Origin of the sequence: Bacillus sp. 103mf (assembly GCF_900116295.1) — a bacterium.
Classification (GTDB): Bacteria; Bacillota; Bacilli; order Bacillales; family Bacillaceae_G; genus Bacillus_A; species Bacillus_A bruguierae.
This window is the reverse complement of sequence record NZ_FPAF01000003.1, coordinates 374,962-392,288: the sequence shown is the minus strand read 5'-3', so window position 1 is coordinate 392,288 and position 17,327 is coordinate 374,962. Positions and strand designations below refer to the sequence as shown.

The following is a 17,327-nucleotide window of genomic DNA, read 5'->3' as shown; positions in this document are numbered from 1 at the left end:
TGTTACTATGCACAATACAACACGACCGTTACTCACTTTCTCCTTTTGTTTGAAACCTTGCATGTCGCAGAAAAGGACCTGACCGCTTCTATGCATGGCCAGATACTCTCGCCCGCCTAAAAAGAAAGGGAGTTTTTATGTCGATTTCTTAATTTGTATTTATATAATCTTCGTTATTGCTTAATCAACCAATCTTTCTTTATTCGGATCTTTCATATAAGCAAACATTTGCCGGATTTGCCATTCTGTATTTCTTCCTATTGATAGTTCTGGCAATCCTTCTTCTCCAAAAAAGCGAACATCTTCCGTTTCAATACCAGCTTGTCTTTCACCACCTACTATTTCACAGCTAATAAATATTTTATATACATCTATTGCAGAAGGTGATGGCTGATGTTTCTGTTTATCAAAGATAGATAATAAACGAAAGTTTTCTACTTTGTAACCTGTTTCTTCTAAAACTTCTTTTCGCGCTACTTCCGTAGGTGTATATCCAATATCAGCCCACCCACCTGGAAGTGCCCATTTCCCATCACTTTTTTCTTTTACAAAAAGTAACTTTCCTTCTTGAAACACGACCGCTCGTATATCTACTTTGGGAGTTTGATAACCCGTTTCATTGGCAAATAAATGCTCAATCACTTCCCAATCTGTTTTTGTATAATGTGCCATCATTTCAATTGATAATTTCCGAAGGTCTTGAAAACGTTCTATATCATAGACATCTTTTGAATATGCTAATCCAGCCTGCGCAATTGCTTGTATTTGTTTTACCCATTCAATCCATTTTATTTCCATCATTTCACCTTCTTCAATTTATATATATCCATTTTAATTTTCCGACATATAAGTTGCTACTATGCATGGCCAGATGCTCTCGCCCACCTAAAAAGAAAGAGGGTTTTATGTCGATTTTTTAATTTGTATTTATATGGATTACACTTATTATATAATAAAAAAGAGATTGATTGTTCAATCTCTTTTTTGTTCATCTTCATAATTCATCTAAATGTTCTCGTATAAATTCACGACGTTTTTCTATATATCGAAAAATCAAACTTGGCTCACTATCAAATACATCTATTTTCGATTTCACATACGGATCTTGCACAATATATGGACGAAGTTCTTCGTGCATTCCCTCTACTTTCGGTTTTATATATTCTACTGTAAATTGATGAGAGAGTATATCTTTCAAAATTTTTTTATATTTCTTTCTAAAAACATCAACATCAAGTAATCTAGCACTTAACGTATTAAATCCTTGAATACGAATATAATCATGCCCCATCTTTCGACCTTGTACATCTCGTCCCCACGTTGCATCATAGTCCCATGGAATCATTTCAAACAACTTTGTTTCTTCATTGTGGTAGAGTGCATAATTGTGCACAAATCCATCAAAGTTTTGCGTGCATACAACACCCGCTAACCATCTTAAATATTTATCAACATCGACATATTTTACGATTTTTTTTTCGTAAGCTGCTCTGGAAATCGTATTCAGTTGATAGATAAATTCACTAATGTATCCTTCACTATGTTCATTTCCACATTTCAACTCATACCCTAAGGATAATTTCTTTTTTATATCTTTATCTAACTCACTCACTAATGAAAAATTCGCATCATCGTCGACTGCATAGTAAATCGAACCCTTTGGTAAATTTCGTCTCCGTAAAAAATTTTCATCTACCGATTCTAACTGTAAATAAACTCCTTCAAATCGATTATTAACCTTCACAAGAACATGTTGCGCCTTCGGTGATAACGTGCCAATGTCTGAAAAAAAATCTAGTGATAACTTATTTCGTATTAAAGAAGGATCATTAAATTCCGAATTAAAATGCAGCTCTTGCACACCTTGGAAAAATTTAGGTTTATAGAACATCACATGATATGATTTTTTCTTCAATTTCCGAATATGAGAGCCGCGATATACGATATCAATATCATACTTTCTTTTATCATATGTTAACTTAGCTGGAACAGGATCATCAGACCAAACATCTTTTCGTAACTCGACGATATACATTGGGTGAATAAAAAAATCATAAGAAGGTATCATTTTCTCCCTTCCCTTCTCTTTCATCTACAACCAATGTATGCCCTTCCTTCCCCAATTGCCACATCCACTATATATTCATTTTGATTAGCTATATACGCTTCTCCTATGCAAAAAAATAAATGCTTCATAATATAATAGTACGAAAAGAATTTCCTTTTCGAAATATCGAAATATGGAGGCACCCTTTACAGAGGTACTATTCAAAAAGATGAAAACTCTCAAAATACTCACATCGTTCCTGCAGATCAAAATACTAATTCCTAAAAAGCAGGCTACCTATCACAGTCTGTTTCCTTTAGGATATAACACCATTTTTCAAAAAGAACAAACATAATTTATCTAGTCGACATACCTTATTAATAGAAAGTTCATTATTCAAAATTCAACAACAGATACAATCTCATTTTTTATTAAGGAGGCTTTTCTTAAATGTATTCAAGAAATGACATTCAAAAAGCAGTAGAAGAGGTAAAAGGGGCTGGAATGGAAACCTTTCTATGCCAAGAGCCTAAGCGCTCTCGCTGTTCTCGCCGCTCTCGTCGTTCCCGCTGTTCTGACCGCTCTCGTTCTCGTCGTTCCCGCTGTTCCAAACGCTCTCGCTCTCGTCGTTCTCGTTGCACTTGCCGCTCTTGGCGTTTTCTTTCCTCTTGCCGTTCTCGTTCTCACCGCTCTCGTCGTTCCCGCTGTTCCAAACGCTCTCGTTCTCGTCGTTCCCGCTGCTCTAAACGCTCTCGCTCTCGTCGTTCCCGCTGTTCTAAACGCTCTCGTTCCCGTCGCTCTCGTTCTCGTCGCTCTCGTTCTCGTCGCTCTCGTTCCCGTCGCTCTCGTTCTCGTCGCTCTCGTTCTCGTCGTTCTCGTTCTCGTCGCTCTCGTTCCCGTCGCTCTCGTTCTCGTCGCTCTCGTTCCCGTCGCTCTCGTTCTCGTCGTTCTCGTTCTCGTCGTTCTCGTTCTCGTCGCTCTCATCGTTCCGGTCCTCTTGGCCCTCTCGGTTCTCTCGGTCGTTCTCGTCGCTCTGATTGATAATATAATATACGCTTTAATTCAGCTCTATAACATAGCAAAAATATCCTTCTCTTTTTCAAAAATGCAAATAGACCGCTTTAAGCGGTCTATTTATCTATTAAAACAAATTACTTTTTCATCTCCACCAAGAATAAAAATTTTCCTTTATAAACATTTACACCTCTTCAAAATGCGCAATATCAGCAAATAAGTGAATTTTACTTTCTCCTTCTATCACTTCAATCATACTTAAACTTGCGCTATGCATAAAAGGACCATTCCATATGTTTTCAATGAGGCGCTGTTCAAAATACCCCATCATAAGTAATGAAGTAATAGCATGAGAAACAATTAAAACACTTTCTCCTTCATGTTTTTTTAGTATGTATTCAAGTCCATTTAACATACGTGTTCTCGCATCATAAAAGCTTTCTCCTGATTTTGATTCATATTGATGCGGTGCATTCCAAAATAAATGAAACTCTTTCGGATATTTCTCCTGTAATTCAACTTGTGTATGTCCTTCCCAAACTCCCATATCAATTTCATATAAATGTTCATCTGCTACAATTGGAATATCTCTGTCTCCTTTAATTAACTGAGCTGTATGCATTGCTCTTCCGCTTGGACTGCTGTAAATAACATCAAGCTGTATATCTTGCATACGTTTCCCTAATTGTTTTGCTTGTAATATTCCCGTTTCCGTTAAATTTGAATTTTTTCGGCCTTGCATTCTTTTTTCTACATTCCATTCTGTTTCCCCGTGACGCGTAATATATAACATTGTTTTCATCATCATTTTCTCCTTTACCAACTCGGTCTAGCATCCCACGGTTCTAATGTTCCGACAATCCATTCCCGTTGTTTGTGTTGAATTCCGGCTATAACACCACTCGCAATCTCATCATGTGTTAACCATCTCGAACGTTTTTCTTCTACTATAAAACCTAATATAATTCGATAATATCTACATAAAGAAGAGCATCTTATTTTTTTCCCTGATTTGTAAGCACTGCTTCCAATTATATGAAACAATTCCCATTCTTTCGAAAATGTTTCAATCTCCTCACTAATGATTTGCAATGCATCTACAGCCGTTGAATGAATCCAAGCAACTACAAGCGTGACTGGTCCGTTTTTTTGAATTGAACTTTTAATTTTAACACGCAACTCATCACTATTATGATAATCAACCGCTAGACATGTAACTCTTTCAGGAATATCACATGAATCTTCTATTTCCTTTAGGCGTTTTATGTTTCGACCGATTACAGAAGTATGAAGCTCTTGCTCAGCAAACCACTTTGATACTTTCTGTAACATGCCAGTTCCCCCAACAATAAGTACATGCATATCCCTCCTCCTTTCCATATTTAGTAAAACAGCATATGCGGTTTTTCTTCTTTATAATATTGCAATCTCTCTTGCAGCGTCCCTGTATGAAATTCAAATTTATGTCCATCTGGGTCTGTAAAATAAATAGAATGGCAATCTCGTACATCACGCTCTCGTCCTTGTAAAATATGTACTTTATTCACTTCAAGACGATGTAATAAAGCTTTAAAATCTTCTTTTTCTATCGAAAACGCAATATGTGTATACGATTGATAGATTTCCCTTCTTGGAATATCCTTTTCTTCATTTAATGCAACCCACATTCCGCACAGGTCGAAATAGGCAAGTGTTCTACCTTTTACAAGTAACTTCCCTTCCAACACTTGTTCATAGAATTGTATAGATTCCTCTAAATTTGAAACAGAAAAACAAAGATGATTCATTCCTTTTATCATTGTCATTATCCCCCTCACAGCAAAAAAGATGCGCAATATTCGCGCATCTTTATCGTACTATTTTTTTGTAATATATGTCCATTTATAACTAAAATCACCTCCAAATGTATGCTTAGCAGTTCCTTTCACCTTAGATTTCTCAAGAAAAGCAACGCCCTGCTGATAAACCGGAGAAATGGCTGCATCATCAAATAGAATTTTCTCTGCTTCAGAAAGAGCCTTCCATCGTGCTTTCTCATCGGTTAACAACTCACCTTTTGCTTTCGCAACTAGTTCATCATATTTCTTATTAGAATATGCCATTTCGTTAAATGCACTATCTGTAATAAACATATCAATAAATGTCATTGGATCTGGATAATCTGGGCCCCATGATGATAAAGAGAACTCATATTCTAATTTCTTTTCTAACTCTAACTTTTGTTTAAACGGCTGCTGTTTCATATTCACTTTCAAACCAGGTAAGTTTTTCTCCAATTCTGCTTTAATATATTCTCCAACTTTTTTCAAGTTATCCTTATCATAGTTCAACATTTCAACTGTAATTGTATCTTGCCCTAACTCTTTTTTCGCTTCTTCCCATAGTTTTTTTGCTTTTGCTGCATTTCCTTTACCATCATGAAAGTTTTTATTTGTTTCGCGGAAGTCTTTTCCATCTGGCCCTTTTGTAAATTTTTGTGCTACTAAGTAATATGCAGGTAATGATCCATCGTTTAAAATCACATTTGCAATTCCCTTTTTATCATATGATAAATCAATAGCTTGACGCGCTTTTTTATTTGAAAAAATCTGATTTTTCTGATTAAAACGAATAAAATACATACGTGAATCTAATTCCAATTTAAATTCATCACTTTTCTTATATTTATCAACAAACTCCGAACTTAAAATGACTCGATCTACTTCGTTACTATCATATAAATTTACACCTGTTGATGTTTCCTTTACAACACTTACATTAATTTCCTCTAATTTCACATTATCTTTATCCCAATAGTTTGGATTTTTCTTTAACTGATAACTTCGTTCATGCTTCCATTCACTCATCACAAATGGTCCGTTATATAATAACTTATCTGATTCTAATGAATATTTGTCCCCTTGTTCTTTTACATATTTTTCATTCAATGGGAAAAATGTCGGGAATGTTGTAAGATCTAGAAAATATGGTGTAGGTTTCTCTAACTCAACTACTAATGTTTTATCATCTTTTGCTGTAACACCAAGCTGTTCAAGCGGTAATTCTCCTTTATTAATTTTCTCAGCATTTTTAACATCGAATAAAATAAAAGCATATTCTGATGCTGTTGCTTTATCGACAGCACGACGCCAAGCAAACACAAAGTCTTGTGCTTTTACGGGTTCTCCATTAGACCACTTTGTATCTCGCAAGTGAAATGTGTATGTTTTCTTATCCTCGCTAATTTTCACGTCCTTTGCCATACCAGGTGTTGGTTTATTCTCTTTATCTAAGCGGTATAATCCTTCCATTGCGTTTACAAATACCCGAAATGATACACCATCAGTTGCCTTTGACGTATCCATAGAAGGAATTTCTGCTGTTTCTAGTAAATTTAATACTTGTTTATCAGCAAGCGCTACATTTCCTTCTTTTCCCTGTTCAGTTGTTGATGCTTTTTCCCCATTTCCACACCCTGCAACTAACACACTCGTAGAAAGTGCAAGTGCTGTAATAAGTGAAACCTTCTTCTTCATAGACCATTTCCCCTCTTTCTCTTTGTAACAACTAAAAATAAGAACAAATACTCTTGAATAGTATTATACATAATTTTCTGACAATTTCAAATACTATCTTTAAAAAAATTAAAAAGTGACACACGTCACTTTTTTCACTACCTTATCATCTACATAACTCTATTTTAATTTTTCAGCATATCATTCACTGCTATGCAGAATACAACATGACCTGTACTCGCTTTCTCTCTTTGTTTTAAACCTCGCATGTGGCAGGAAAAGGCCCTGACCCCGCTTCTATGCACGGCCAGCTGCTCTCGTCTCCCTTTTTAAAAAAGGTTTTTATGTCATTTTTTTTTAACTTATATATAACTCAACTAAATTGTTTCATTTGAAATATTCCATTATCTTAAAAAACCTTCATGCTTTAATAACCATTCTTTCCGCCAAAGTCCACCCTCATAACCTACTAACTTCCCGCTCTTCCCAATAATTCGGTGACAAGGCACAATAATCGAAATAGGATTTCTACTATTCGCTCCGCCGATTGCTCGTACAGCCCTTGGATTGCCGATTTTCTCTGCCATATCAAGATAAGAAGCACTTTCCCCATATGGAACACTGCAAAGTGCATTCCATACTTGTTTTTGAAAAGGAGTTCCCTTCGCTCGTAGCGGGACAGTAAATTCCGTTCGCTTCTTATGAAAATATTCATCTAGCTCCATTACACATCTCTCAACAATTGGATGAGGAATATCTTCTTGTTTTTGTTCTACAAATAATATAGAGGAAATGCCAGTCTCATCCCCTTTTACTTCAATCCATCCAAGTTCACTTTTGTAATATGCTTGATACATGAAAAATACGCCACCTCTCTTCATATTCATTAAACATAAACTCATCATAACATGGCTTTAAGCATTTTGTTATGGAAAAAAGGAGCAAGGTGCTACAATAAAATGACACTCCCATTAGCTAAGAAATGATACTTGGATATATGCTCATTTTAAAAAATAAAGGAGGATTCTTATTGTGAACAATCAATTATTTTCATCGTATACAATAAAAGATGTTACACTAAAAAATCGAATTGTTATGTCACCTATGTGTATGTACTCCTCTGAAAACGAAGACGGCAAAATAACGAATTTCCATCTCGTCCACTACGCATCACGTGCAGCTGGTCAAGTTGGGCTTGTCATGCTAGAGGCTACAGCCGTAACACCAGAAGGACGCATTTCCCACAAAGATTTAGGCATTTGGAATAATGAGCATATAGATGGCCTACATCAAGTTGTCAATATGATCCATGAACACGGGGCAAAAGCTGCTATTCAAATTGCACATGCCGGTAGAAAAGCTGTTCTTGATACAGACCCTATTGCACCATCAGCTATTCCTTTTAATTCCTCTATGAAAATTCCTGTGCAAATGAGCAAAGAACAAATACGAGAAGCTATCATAGCCTTTCAAAATGGAGCAACACGTGCCAAAAAGGCTGGATTTGATATTATTGAATTACACGGAGCACATGGTTATTTAATTAATGAATTTTTATCTCCGCTCACAAACCATCGTACAGATGAATATGGTGGATCTTGTGAAAATCGCTATCGTTTTTTACGTGAAATCATTAATGCGGTAAAAGAAGTATGGAGTGGGCCATTATTTGTTCGTATTTCCGCTCATGATTATCATCCAGAAGGTTTAACTGTAGAAGACTATGTAACGTTTGCACAGTGGATGAAAGAACAAGGTGTTAACCTCATTGATTGTAGTTCGGGAGCTGTTGTACCAGCACATATCGATGTGTATCCTGGTTATCAAGTACCCTATGCAAAACATATAAAAGAACACGCTTCTATTGCTACAGGTACTGTTGGCCTTATTACAAGCGGCATACAGGCAGAAGAAATTTTACAACAAGGTTCTGCTGACTTAATTTTTATCGGCCGTGAACTATTACGAAACCCATATTTCCCAAGAACAGCAGCGAATGAGCTTGGTTTTGAATTAGCTGAGCCGTTTCAATATAGTCGTGCTCCAGGAAAACTAAAAAATACTACTAAATAGAGGAGCTGCCCCAAATAGTACTTTGGGCAGCTCCTTTATTTTATACAAGCTATATTTTCTTAAAGAGGAAAATATCTAGTGAAAATCACTTTTATCCCGCATTAACGGGCAGTAAAAGCCCGATTGGGTGGGCTTTCCATCCGAGGGGGATGAAGAACCCCCCTCGGATGGAAGTTTCACTTTATTTCATCTTAGCAATTTCCAAAGATTCATGTATATGAACTCCAGACTCTTCTCGCAGCGCTGTTACATACATTCCTCTTGCTACTTGCTCTGCTGAAATCGGTTTATATTTTGAAAAAGACCCTTTAAATAAAAACGGCATAATTCCCGAAATCTTTTCTCCCATTCTTTCTCCAAAACGAAACTCTTCTCGTTCTCCAAGTAAAAGAGATGGTCTAAAAATATGAATGCCTCCTATGACTAGCTTTTTAATACCTTCCTCCATCTTTCCTTTTACTTGCGAGTAGAAAAATAGCGACTTCGGATTTGCCCCCATCGAAGAAATAACAAGAAAGTTTTGTACCCCTTGTTCTTCTGCTACACGAGCTGCTCGTATTGTATAATCATAATCAACCTTTTTAAAATTTTCTTTCGTCTTTGCTTTTTTAATTGTCGTACCAAGACAATTAAACACATCATCTACAGCAAAAAACTCTTTATATTGTTCCAAAATCGAAAAATCCACCTGCTTTTGTTGAAGCTTTTCGTGTTCCCATTCTAATAATCTTCTCACAAAAATTGTAACTGAATCATAATAGTCCGAATCAAGCAGTAATTGTGTCACTTCCTGTCCAACTAGACCACTAGCTCCAAGTACCAAGGCTGTTCTTGTTTTCATCCGTTTCCATACCTCTTTATCTTCTAATATCTTTCTCTATCATATGCAAAGCAAAATACAATATGCAAGCCCTTTGTTTACTCTTTTTCTTCTTTTGGCACCTCAGTAACTGTACTTGTATCCCCTAAATTCCGAATAAGCGCTTTCAAAAAAAACAGCACACATGATAATGGAAAAATAACAGCCAATATTAATAAAACTGCTTCGCTCACATATTCCATTCACTCATCTCCTTCTCTGCACCCTCTATCACACTATATGAAGAAGCTAAAAGGATATATGCAAAAACAAAAAAAATAAACCAGAGCATTGTGACAAATTTAGAACAAATCATAAATCGTAATCATTATTATTTATTGCAACATTGTCAAAGATGTATTATACTAAATCGGTGGTATAAAACGTAATTATTACGCTTTATAAAAAAGGAAGTTATTCTTTCTTTTATTTGGAGAAAATACATTTTAGAAAGTAAAGAAACGAGGCAAGCAAAATGAAGAAAAAATCACTTATATTTTCATTCGTACTAATATTTACCCTTATATTTGCTGGATGTTCAAACAAAGATAACACAGCAAATAAAAAAGATGGTAAACTTTCCGTCTATACAACTATTTTTCCTTTAGCTGACTTTGCTAAAAAAATCGGTGGCGATTACGTAGAAGTAACAGCTATATATCCACCAGGTGCAGATTCCCATACGTATGAGCCAAGTCAAAAACAAACAGTACAAGTTGCCAAAGCAGACTTACTTGTATATAACGGAGCTGGATTAGAGCCATTTGCTGAAAAAATGGAAAAAACATTAAAAAATGAAAAGGTTAAAGTTGTGAATGCATCAAAAGATATCGAACTACGCGCTTCGACTGAAGACGAACACAAACACGAGGAAGGTCATAAAGAAGAACATCATCATGATAAAGACCCTCACGTTTGGCTAGATCCAACACTTGCAACGAAACAAGCTGAAGCAATTAAAAATGCACTTGTAGAACTACAACCAGAGCATAAAGAAGAATTCGAGAAAAACTTTGCTGCACTGCAAACCAAATTCACAAGTTTAGATAATCAATTTAAAGAAGTTGTTGATCATGCAAAAACGAAAGAAATTTTAGTTTCTCATGCAGCATACGGATATTGGGAACAACGTTACGGTTTAAAACAAATTCCAGTTGCAGGTATTTCTGCTTCTGATGAACCATCCCAAAAAGCACTAGCTTCTATCACGGCAACAGCAAAAGAGCATGGATTAAAATATATTTTATTTGAAACATTCTCTACACCAAAAGTAGCAGAAGTTATTCAAAAAGAAACAGGAACGAAAATTTTACGCTTAAATCATCTTGCAACTATTTCTGATAATGATGCGAAAAAAAATAAAGATTACTTCACACTAATGGAAGAGAACATGAAAACTTTAAAAGAAGCTACAAATTAATATAGTATTCATTTCTGACCGCGAAAAAATGTTTCTGCGGTCTTTTCTTATGCCACATCTTTCCTGATTGCCTTGACTTATAAAAAACATATAGTAAAATTATCCATATTAGTTTTATATATTATTTCAATATACAAGTCATTTCTATACATAATACACCATGATCTGAACCCGCTTTCTCCTTTTGTTTTAAAACCTTGCACGTGGCAGGAAAAAGCACTGACCGCTTCTATGCATGGCCAGATACTCTCGCCCGCCTAAAAAGAAAGAGAGTTTTTATGTCGATTTTTTAATTTGTATTTATATAGTTATAATAAATAGGAAAGTGAGATGAAACTATGAATCTTCACATTTGTGAAGTAACAGTACATAATTGGCGTTCAGTCGCTGCCTTAGACGTAGCAGCGGAGCAGCGACAATTTATTGAAAGCAACGCATTTTCTTTAGCCGAATCATTATATGAAGGAAATGCAACATCGTTAGCTTTATATGATGGAGAAACACTTGTTGGATACGCAATGTATGGATGGTATTCTGAAAAAAATGAAAGCATATGGTTAGACCGTTTTATGATTGATCACAACTTTCAAGGAAACGGTTACGCGAAACGCTTTCTCCATTTATTAATTTCATATTTACAAGAAAAATATCAATGTAAAAAGATTTATTTAAGTCTTCATCCTAACAACAAATTAGCAATGAAACTATATGAATCGTTTAGCTTTCGTCTAACTGGTGATATTGACGATGGAGGTCCTGTTGTTGGAGTTGTAATGGAGTTACTTATAGATAAGGTGAAACTTTCATAAACCAACATAAATAGGCCTGCAAACGCAGGCTTATTTTATGCATTCTTCAAAATGTTGTTGAAACCATTCTTTATTTAAATTTTTACCAATAAAAACAATCTCACTTACTCGTTTTTCTCCTTCTTGCCACTCTCTATCATAGGAAGCTGCAAATAACGTATGTACGCCTTGGAACACAACGCGGCGATTTACTCCTTCAATAGACAACATTCCTTTATAACGATATAAATACTCTCCTAATTCTTGTACAACGGCTGACATCCATTCATTTATTTTTTGCAGATCAAGAGGACGCTCTTCTCTTAACACAAAGGCCTTTACCCCTTCTAAATGATGCTGCTCTGTATGGGGATAAATTTCTAACTTGTCACGCGTTTTAAACGTTTGTATATCTAGCAAGGATGAAATATCTACTTCACAATTTATTGTTGGGATTAATTGTGCAGTTGGATTGATCCCTTGTAATTCAATGAGTAAATTCTCCTTTTCTTCCTGCTCTACTAAATCTAATTTATTTATTAATACCATGTCAGCAAAAGCAATCTGTTCTTTTGCTTCTAAACCTTTTTCAAAGTGTTTATATATATGATAGCTATCTACTACAGTTACTACACCGTTAATTTGGTATGCGGACTGAATAATAGGGTCTAAAAAGAATGTCTGAATAATTGGACCAGGATTTGCAAGCCCAGTTGTTTCAATTACTAAACCTTCAAAATCCATTTTACCTTCTGCTCTTACTTCTAGTAGATGCTTTAGTGCAACAAGCAAATCTTCACGTACTGTACAACATAAACAACCGTTTGTCATTTCCATAATTTCTTCTTCTACATTCATAATCAATTGATTATCGATACCTATTTGTCCAATTTCATTTACAATAACCGCAAGTTTCTTTCCGTGCTCTTCAGATAAAATACGATTTAATAATGTTGTTTTCCCTGATCCGAGAAATCCGGTTAATATTGTTACTGGAATCACGATTCTACATCTCCTTGTTATATGTCTAATTACATAATTATATCATAGGTTGTCTTTTTATTTTTCGAATATAGAACATATTAGTTGTAAGTATATCTACACGAATATATAATAGCAACAAATAAGAAAACCTTAAGTACCCCAAAAGAACATGAGATGCATTCTCATGTTCTTTTTAGATCTGTACTTGATTTATTTCTGCTGCACTTCGAATTCCTGATTCAATTGCTCCTTGTATCCAGCCATGATACAACGTAGTATGATCACCTGCAAAATATATTCTCCCTTCTGGTTTCACAATGTGAGGTTGCAATTCTGCTTCTTGAGTTGCCTGAAAGATTGCAAACCCTCCTAATGCGTACGGGTCTAACGTCCAGCTCTTCGATATACCAGAAATAAATTCATCATATACTTGATTTCCAAGTATATTCCCTAAATTTTGCAAAGTATAATAAATACGGTCATTTTCAGATAAACCATCCCACAATAACGCATCATACGACCAAGTATAACTCCCCAGTACCATTCCAGGCCCTTTTGTCCCAATTCCATAGCTTGGATAATATGCATAACGAATAGGCAAATCCGTAATGATGCGGCCACCACGTTGCCCTTGTTCTTCCCAAAAACGACTTTTAAATTGGATTCCAATTTTCGTCGCAGCCATGTAATGTAGTTCTCGAATGGCTTTCCACTTTTCATGAGAAACAGAATCATACGGATCAATTTCAACAAATCTCATTGTTGTAAATGGAATGGTGACGATGACAATATCCCCTGTAATACTGCTATATTCAAACGTCTTCTCATTACGACAATATGCTGTAATTCCTTTTTCGTGCTGCACTAGTTTCATTAACTTTTGTTGAAAGATAATATCATCTTGCAATTGCGGTAAAAAAGACTTTGGCAACGCGTCATTGCCGCCTTCAATTTCATAAAAACCTGTAGATTGCTGTAAAATGAAAATAAAACGCAATGTTTCTACAAAAGACCTTTCTAAAAATCCTTCTAAATCAAGAAGCACCCCTATCACCTCTACAGCAGCTGGTGAAAAAGGCACTTTATATTGGTGAGGATAATCCTTTAAAAACTCTGCTGTAGAATATCGACCAAAATCTTTCTCTACAATACTCCAATTTTTTTCTGGGTCTCTTTTAATAAAATCAAGAATTGGTTGTATCGCTGACATCAACAACTCTTCCGATGATTTTCCTTCTTCATTCGCTGCAACTGGATAACGTAAAATACTCGGTTTTTTCTCGTATTGTTTCAATGTTGTCTTGCGACCATTTGCATAAATAATATCCGTTTCATTTCGATTAATGAATGGATTTAACTTCAACCCAAACTTCTTAATATACGAAATCGTTAATTCATGTGTGTAAGGAATCCGCATGGCTCCAACATCTAGATATAAGCCTGTTTCTGGCATTCTCATCGTATAAATACGCCCACCAATTCGATTATTTGCTTCTAGTATTTTCACACGATGACCAGCAGCCTTTAATAATGATCCAGCCACTAATCCAGCCATGCCCGCTCCAATAATAATAATATTTTTCGGTACTGTCGTTTTTGGTAAGCCATTGTCAATAATAGATACCATCTCATTTGTTGTAAGATGGGATTGCATATTTAATCGCATCATCCCCACCCCTACTCATCAACACAAATTCATAGTTCAATGCATTGTATTCATGAAAAGGATGAATCATTCCATTTTTCTGAATATTCACAAAAAGTTCAAATAAATATGCACTCTTTTCTTTTATTTAACCGTATAATAAAAATGTAGATAGGAAATGTAAGGAAGGGGATAGAAACATGAAACGCTCTTACAACTATCATGAGATTAAAAAACAATTAGAAAGCCAAAAATCTCACTTATGTAAACGATTAACAGATGTAAAATTAACAGAAAATGAGCGCAATGAAATCAAGAGAATGATTGACAATTACGAATATATTCTTAACTTAGTTGAAATGAATCATTTTGAAAGAGGAATTTCTCACTGAAAACGGGTGTACAAATTAACAGGACATAGAGGTTAAAATAAAGTGAAACTTCCATCAGTCGGGGTTTTTTCATCCCCCACTGATGGTTAGTTGAACCAATCGGGCTTTTACGGGCAGTTATCCCCTACCTATCTTCTTCGATTCTCTCAACTTTGAGGTGGGGGTCTTACTGCCCGTTAATGCGGGATAAAGTGAAACTTCCATCAGTCGGTTTTTTCTTCATCCCCACTGATGGAAACCCTGTCCAAGCTAGCACATAAAAGCAATTGTCTCCCGCTCTTTTATACCGCCCTCATTACTCATATAGATATATCTTTTCCAACAGTCGAACTTCTGATAACAGTAATTAAATAGAAGTGAAACTCCTGCAGATTTTTTTAAGATTTTCTATATTGTTATCTGAAATTCTTATTTTCCATTCTAAAACAGACAATTTATGCATATGATTATATAAATATTCTCTTTTTGGAGTGTTAATTAGAAAAAAGAGGAGGGCAAAATAGTAGTTGGCGACTATGGAAACATTCATAATTTTTACAATAAAATTCCCATTTTCCTAATAGAGGGGGATCTAATTTATGAACAACTTTCATTTTCTTTGCGAACAATTTGCTACCATTCTTAAAGGGAAAAGTAAAATCAATCAAAATTCTTGTTCAGTATCTTTCCATCGCAATTTTAAGGTGCTTGTCCAAGGAAAACCGAGTATGTCTGTAGTACCTGTAGGAGTAGGCTTCGAATCATTGGATCACAATGGTAATGCATTAAATTTAGGTGAAATTGCTATTCTGCAAGAAGAAATCCCCTCATTTATGCGGTCAATTACGCAACAGGGAATTATTGTTAGTGCCTTACATAATCATTGGTTATATATGAATCCATTGATTATGTATATTCATGTCCAATCAGTAGAACCACCATTACATTTTGCAAAAAAATTGGCAAATTCTTTTTCAGTCCTAAGTAGCTACCCTATTGCTGATGATGGGAGTTAATGTGAAGTGAATCGTATATATTTTTCATATGAGTTTTAACGTGAAGTTCCGATCCCTTCGAATGGAAAATTCGTAAATCTATTACTCTATCAATACAAGATATCGTTCTTGAAAAAATACATACTTTTAGTAAGGTAATGTATATTAATCCTTAGATTTGAGTCAATATTTTTGACATAAATAAGAGCTTGTTTTGATCAATCTTTTTTCAAAACATGCTCTTTATATTTGTTTTTATATCAAGGTTAAAAGTGTTCATTTAATTAAACTTTATTTTAAAGCTAGACTTACTCATTTATCACCTTTCTCACCTTAACTTTTCTCTCTTGTAACAACTGAAACATCACATAATATAAAATTGCACTCAAAAACGCAAGTAATGCAATAATGTAGAATGTGTATTGATAACCTATCCATGCTGTTAAAGGAATCGCAATTGGTGCAATGGTTCGGCCAACAGACCAACGAAGTGTTGCTGCCGCAAAATATTGTCCTCGCATATGTTCAGGTGCTAATTTAGAAACGAAACTATTTTGAATTCCAACAACTAATAGCTCTCCGAACGTGAAAATGAGCATCGCAATAATGAGCCCCCAGACTGAGATAGTGTGAGGAAACATAATCATTGCTATCCCATATGCAAAAGAAGATAAAACAAAAATAGCCCGCTCAGAAAAGTAATTTGCTAGCCTTGTTACATATACAGTAAATAGAGCAACCAAAAATCCATTTTCCGCGATAATCCAACTAAACAATTTCTCTCCATTTATCATTAGATTAAAAAACTCTTGCGTAGGAACATTTTCTTTTATGTATACAGCTAACAATAGATCAAGCTGTGTAAAAGTTTGAGCAACAAGAATACCTGCAACAATGAACAACAGAAAGACACCATCTTGAAAAATAATCCGATAATTCCTTATCTGTTCATTCACAACAGTCAGCCATCCGCTTTGTTTTTCTACTTTTGTTCTGTTCTCTGGTAACGTCTCTTTTATAAATTTAAGTAGTACAAATGCTAATATAAAATTAATGACAACGCTTGCCAGTAACAATTCAAAACGATAAGAAAAAAAGAAATACGCTCCTAAAATCGGTCCCAACACAACATTAATATTAATCATTGTATAAAAAACCGCAAATACTTTACTTTGCTGCTCTTCGGGTACTAAATCGGCAACCATTGCTGCACTTGCCGGATAATATAAAGAACCCATAATACCGATAAGTGAAAAAGCTACAAATGTTAAGAGAGGCGATTGCAACCACGGTGAATTAGCAAAAGCAAATAGTACAAAGGCAGCACTTTGTACAAATGTAGCAATTACCATCATTCGCTTACGTCCATACGTATCCGCTAAATAGCCGCCTACTAAATTGGCAAAAACAGATAATACTTGCGACAATACAAGTAATATTCCAGCCATCGTCTTTCCTAGTTCTTCCGCGAAATATATGGCCATAAACGGAAGAAGCATCCAGAAGAAAAGGCCGAAGAGCCATTCCCCTACTAGACGAATCTTTAAATTTAAATCCCATTCCCTAAGAATCATGAAGTTTCCTCTTCTCTACACCTTCCGCATGATGCTTACAATAAAGAAACAACAATGAAGTAT

Annotated in this window: 18 protein-coding genes; 5 read left to right on the top strand and 13 right to left on the bottom strand. The window is 35.3% G+C overall.

Annotation, left to right across the window (positions count from 1 at the left end; all coding sequences use genetic code 11):
* Positions 1–180 precede the first annotated feature (180 nt).
* From BM350_RS11470 to BM350_RS11435, 8 genes are all read right to left on the bottom strand, one after another.
* Positions 181–798, bottom strand: a complete 618-nt coding sequence (locus tag BM350_RS11470; protein WP_090911899.1) for an NUDIX hydrolase — start codon at positions 796–798, stop codon at positions 181–183.
* A gap of 196 nt (positions 799–994) precedes the next feature.
* Complete coding sequence (locus BM350_RS11465; RefSeq protein WP_090912622.1) at positions 995–2,068, bottom strand: CotH kinase family protein; 1,074 nt, start codon at positions 2,066–2,068, stop codon at positions 995–997.
* Positions 2,069–2,563: 495 nt separating this feature from the next.
* Positions 2,564–3,031 carry a hypothetical protein gene (locus BM350_RS26900; RefSeq protein WP_090948241.1) on the bottom strand — a complete coding sequence of 156 codons (468 nt, stop codon included), beginning with the start codon at positions 3,029–3,031 and terminating at the stop codon, positions 2,564–2,566.
* 214 nt (positions 3,032–3,245) lie between these two features.
* Positions 3,246–3,863, bottom strand: a complete 618-nt coding sequence (locus BM350_RS11455) for a phosphoserine phosphatase 1 (protein ID WP_090911902.1) — start codon at positions 3,861–3,863, stop codon at positions 3,246–3,248.
* A 14-nt stretch (positions 3,864–3,877) separates the two neighbouring features.
* Positions 3,878–4,423 carry a short-chain dehydrogenase gene (locus BM350_RS11450; protein ID WP_090911904.1) on the bottom strand — a complete coding sequence of 182 codons (546 nt, stop codon included), beginning with the start codon at positions 4,421–4,423 and terminating at the stop codon, positions 3,878–3,880.
* A gap of 20 nt (positions 4,424–4,443) precedes the next feature.
* Positions 4,444–4,860 (bottom strand): FosB/FosD family fosfomycin resistance bacillithiol transferase, encoded by a 417-nt coding sequence (fosB, locus tag BM350_RS11445; RefSeq protein ID WP_090911906.1) that lies wholly within the window; start codon positions 4,858–4,860, stop codon positions 4,444–4,446.
* A 57-nt stretch (positions 4,861–4,917) separates the two neighbouring features.
* A complete protein-coding gene (locus tag BM350_RS11440) occupies positions 4,918–6,576 on the bottom strand; it encodes a peptide ABC transporter substrate-binding protein (protein WP_090911907.1) in 1,659 nt (552 codons plus the stop codon).
* Between the two features lie 383 nt (positions 6,577–6,959).
* A complete protein-coding gene (locus BM350_RS11435) occupies positions 6,960–7,412 on the bottom strand; it encodes a methylated-DNA--[protein]-cysteine S-methyltransferase (protein WP_090911909.1) in 453 nt (150 codons plus the stop codon).
* Between the two features lie 175 nt (positions 7,413–7,587).
* Here BM350_RS11435 and namA point away from each other — a divergent pair, with 175 nt between their 5' ends.
* On the top strand, positions 7,588–8,628 hold the full coding sequence (gene namA / locus BM350_RS11430) for an NADPH dehydrogenase NamA (protein ID WP_090911911.1): 1,041 nt from the start codon (positions 7,588–7,590) through the stop codon (positions 8,626–8,628).
* A 181-nt stretch (positions 8,629–8,809) separates the two neighbouring features.
* Here the strand turns inward: namA and BM350_RS11425 are convergent, their stop codons facing one another.
* Together BM350_RS11425 and BM350_RS26895 are read right to left on the bottom strand one after the other, a co-directional pair.
* The gene (locus BM350_RS11425; protein WP_090911913.1) at positions 8,810–9,469 is read right to left on the bottom strand and encodes an oxidoreductase; all 660 of its coding nucleotides are present in this window, start codon (positions 9,467–9,469) and stop codon (positions 8,810–8,812) included.
* A gap of 77 nt (positions 9,470–9,546) precedes the next feature.
* Positions 9,547–9,690 carry a hypothetical protein gene (locus tag BM350_RS26895; protein ID WP_090911915.1) on the bottom strand — a complete coding sequence of 48 codons (144 nt, stop codon included), beginning with the start codon at positions 9,688–9,690 and terminating at the stop codon, positions 9,547–9,549.
* A gap of 272 nt (positions 9,691–9,962) precedes the next feature.
* On the opposite strand from BM350_RS26895, the gene BM350_RS11415 reads away from it, so the two are divergent.
* Both BM350_RS11415 and BM350_RS11410 read left to right on the top strand, forming a co-directional pair.
* Positions 9,963–10,907: a metal ABC transporter substrate-binding protein gene (locus BM350_RS11415; protein ID WP_090911917.1), complete on the top strand. Its 945-nt coding sequence runs from the start codon at positions 9,963–9,965 to the stop codon at positions 10,905–10,907.
* Positions 10,908–11,245: 338 nt separating this feature from the next.
* Positions 11,246–11,716 (top strand): GNAT family N-acetyltransferase, encoded by a 471-nt coding sequence (locus BM350_RS11410; protein WP_090911919.1) that lies wholly within the window; start codon positions 11,246–11,248, stop codon positions 11,714–11,716.
* A gap of 30 nt (positions 11,717–11,746) precedes the next feature.
* On the opposite strand, the gene BM350_RS11405 is transcribed toward BM350_RS11410, so the two are convergent.
* Together BM350_RS11405 and BM350_RS11400 are read right to left on the bottom strand one after the other, a co-directional pair.
* A complete protein-coding gene (locus tag BM350_RS11405) occupies positions 11,747–12,697 on the bottom strand; it encodes a CobW family GTP-binding protein (RefSeq protein ID WP_090911921.1) in 951 nt (316 codons plus the stop codon).
* A 175-nt stretch (positions 12,698–12,872) separates the two neighbouring features.
* Positions 12,873–14,345 (bottom strand): flavin monoamine oxidase family protein, encoded by a 1,473-nt coding sequence (locus BM350_RS11400; RefSeq protein ID WP_090911923.1) that lies wholly within the window; start codon positions 14,343–14,345, stop codon positions 12,873–12,875.
* A gap of 179 nt (positions 14,346–14,524) precedes the next feature.
* Between BM350_RS11400 and BM350_RS11395 the strand changes: the two genes are divergently transcribed.
* Both BM350_RS11395 and BM350_RS11390 read left to right on the top strand, forming a co-directional pair.
* The gene (locus BM350_RS11395; RefSeq protein ID WP_090911924.1) at positions 14,525–14,716 is read left to right on the top strand and encodes a DUF3896 family protein; all 192 of its coding nucleotides are present in this window, start codon (positions 14,525–14,527) and stop codon (positions 14,714–14,716) included.
* A gap of 578 nt (positions 14,717–15,294) precedes the next feature.
* Positions 15,295–15,711: a DUF1259 domain-containing protein gene (locus BM350_RS11390; protein ID WP_090911926.1), complete on the top strand. Its 417-nt coding sequence runs from the start codon at positions 15,295–15,297 to the stop codon at positions 15,709–15,711.
* Positions 15,712–15,998: 287 nt separating this feature from the next.
* Here the strand turns inward: BM350_RS11390 and BM350_RS11385 are convergent, their stop codons facing one another.
* A complete protein-coding gene (locus BM350_RS11385) occupies positions 15,999–17,264 on the bottom strand; it encodes an MDR family MFS transporter (protein WP_090911928.1) in 1,266 nt (421 codons plus the stop codon).
* Positions 17,265–17,327: the final 63 nt, after the last annotated feature.

What these genes read in the sequence shown, in the direction of transcription:
- BM350_RS11470 (WP_090911899.1), bottom strand. Translation starts at nt 798, where the DNA reads ATGGAAATAAAATGGATTGAATGGGTAAAACAAATACAAGCAATTGCG.
- BM350_RS11465 (WP_090912622.1), bottom strand. Translation starts at nt 2,068, where the DNA reads ATGATACCTTCTTATGATTTTTTTATTCACCCAATGTATATCGTCGAG.
- BM350_RS26900 (WP_090948241.1), bottom strand. Translation starts at nt 3,031, where the DNA reads ATGAGAGCGACGAGAACGAGAACGACGAGAACGAGAACGACGAGAACG.
- BM350_RS11455 (WP_090911902.1), bottom strand. Translation starts at nt 3,863, where the DNA reads ATGAAAACAATGTTATATATTACGCGTCACGGGGAAACAGAATGGAAT.
- BM350_RS11450 (WP_090911904.1), bottom strand. Translation starts at nt 4,423, where the DNA reads ATGCATGTACTTATTGTTGGGGGAACTGGCATGTTACAGAAAGTATCA.
- fosB (WP_090911906.1), bottom strand. Translation starts at nt 4,860, where the DNA reads ATGATAAAAGGAATGAATCATCTTTGTTTTTCTGTTTCAAATTTAGAG.
- BM350_RS11440 (WP_090911907.1), bottom strand. Translation starts at nt 6,576, where the DNA reads ATGAAGAAGAAGGTTTCACTTATTACAGCACTTGCACTTTCTACGAGT.
- BM350_RS11435 (WP_090911909.1), bottom strand. Translation starts at nt 7,412, where the DNA reads ATGTATCAAGCATATTACAAAAGTGAACTTGGATGGATTGAAGTAAAA.
- BM350_RS11425 (WP_090911913.1), bottom strand. Translation starts at nt 9,469, where the DNA reads ATGAAAACAAGAACAGCCTTGGTACTTGGAGCTAGTGGTCTAGTTGGA.
- BM350_RS26895 (WP_090911915.1), bottom strand. Translation starts at nt 9,690, where the DNA reads ATGGAATATGTGAGCGAAGCAGTTTTATTAATATTGGCTGTTATTTTT.
- BM350_RS11415 (WP_090911917.1), top strand. Translation starts at nt 9,963, where the DNA reads ATGAAGAAAAAATCACTTATATTTTCATTCGTACTAATATTTACCCTT.
- BM350_RS11410 (WP_090911919.1), top strand. Translation starts at nt 11,246, where the DNA reads ATGAATCTTCACATTTGTGAAGTAACAGTACATAATTGGCGTTCAGTC.
- BM350_RS11400 (WP_090911923.1), bottom strand. Translation starts at nt 14,345, where the DNA reads ATGCGATTAAATATGCAATCCCATCTTACAACAAATGAGATGGTATCT.
- BM350_RS11395 (WP_090911924.1), top strand. Translation starts at nt 14,525, where the DNA reads ATGAAACGCTCTTACAACTATCATGAGATTAAAAAACAATTAGAAAGC.
- BM350_RS11390 (WP_090911926.1), top strand. Translation starts at nt 15,295, where the DNA reads ATGAACAACTTTCATTTTCTTTGCGAACAATTTGCTACCATTCTTAAA.
- BM350_RS11385 (WP_090911928.1), bottom strand. Translation starts at nt 17,264, where the DNA reads ATGATTCTTAGGGAATGGGATTTAAATTTAAAGATTCGTCTAGTAGGG.